Here is a 1,106-nt window from a genome sequence, read left to right on the forward strand (position 1 = left end):
GCCAATGGTATGGACCCCGCCCTCGCGGCGAGGTGGAATCTCGAACGTCAACTGCGATGAAGGAGGATGTCATGCAGGTCGTTCGGATAGGTCTCGATTTGGCGAAGTATGTCTTCGAGGTTCACGGCGTCGACAAGCACGGGAATGTCGTTGTGCGAAAGAGGCTGCATCGCGATGCAGTGGCCCGCTTCTTCGCCAATTTGCCGGCGTGTCTGGTCGGCATGGAGGCTTCGAACGGGGCGCATTATTGGGCTCGCGTGCTCACCGAGCTTGGCCATCAGGTGCGGCTGATCAGCCCTCAGTTCGTGACGCCATACGTCAAGTCGAACAAGAACGACCGGAACGATGCAGAAGCCATCTGTGAAGCGGTCGGCCGGCCGTCCATGCGCTTCGTGCCGCCGAAATCCGTTGAACAGTTGGCCGTGCAGGCCGTCCATCGCATTCGCCGTCGCCTGGTATCGGATCGGGTCAAGCTGGTGAACCAGGTGCGCGGCCTTCTTGCCGAGCACGGCATCGTCATCCCAAGGGACATCACCCAGTTGCGACGTGGCCTCGCCGAGATCATGGCAGGCTGCGATGACGGCCTCAGCGAGCTGATGCGTTCTCTCATGAGGGATCTGCGGGAGGAATTGGCAGAACTGGATCGGCGAATTGCATCCCATGATCGCCGGATACGGGAAATCTTCCGCAACAGCGAGCCGTGCCAACGCCTCGGCAAGATCGAAGGCATTGGGCCGATAACGGCGACGGCATTGATTGCAGCTGTCGGTGACAGAACCTGCTTCAAGAACGGCCGCCAGTTCGCGGCCTGGCTGGGCCTTGTGCCGAAGCAGCGATCAAGTGGAGGACGGGTCCGACTGTTCGGCATCAGCAAACGCGGCGACCGTTATTTGCGCACGCTGATGATCCACGGCGCTCGCGCCGCTCTCGGTCGCGCCGGCGGCAAACAGGATCCGCGGAGCCTCTGGCTCGGCAAGTTGCGGCAACGGCGGCACCCCAATGTCGCGGCGGTCGCGCTCGCCAACAAGAATGCGAGGATCGTCTGGTCGATGCTCTCGGGTAATGCGGCCTATCAACCGGACCTGTCGGTGAAAGCAGCCTGACGG

General features: G+C 61.8%; 1 protein-coding gene. It reads left to right on the forward strand.

Features of this window, described 5'->3' with window-relative positions:
• The first annotated feature begins 71 nt into the window (after positions 1 to 71).
• On the forward strand, positions 72 to 1,103 hold the full coding sequence (locus QN224_RS33500) for an IS110 family transposase (protein WP_283980167.1): 1,032 nt from the start codon (positions 72 to 74) through the stop codon (positions 1,101 to 1,103).
• The last annotated feature ends 3 nt before the right edge of the window (positions 1,104 to 1,106 follow it).

Origin of the sequence: Sinorhizobium sp. 7-81, assembly GCF_030124405.1 — a bacterium.
In the GTDB taxonomy this organism is placed as follows: domain Bacteria; phylum Pseudomonadota; class Alphaproteobacteria; order Rhizobiales; family Rhizobiaceae; genus Sinorhizobium; species Sinorhizobium psoraleae.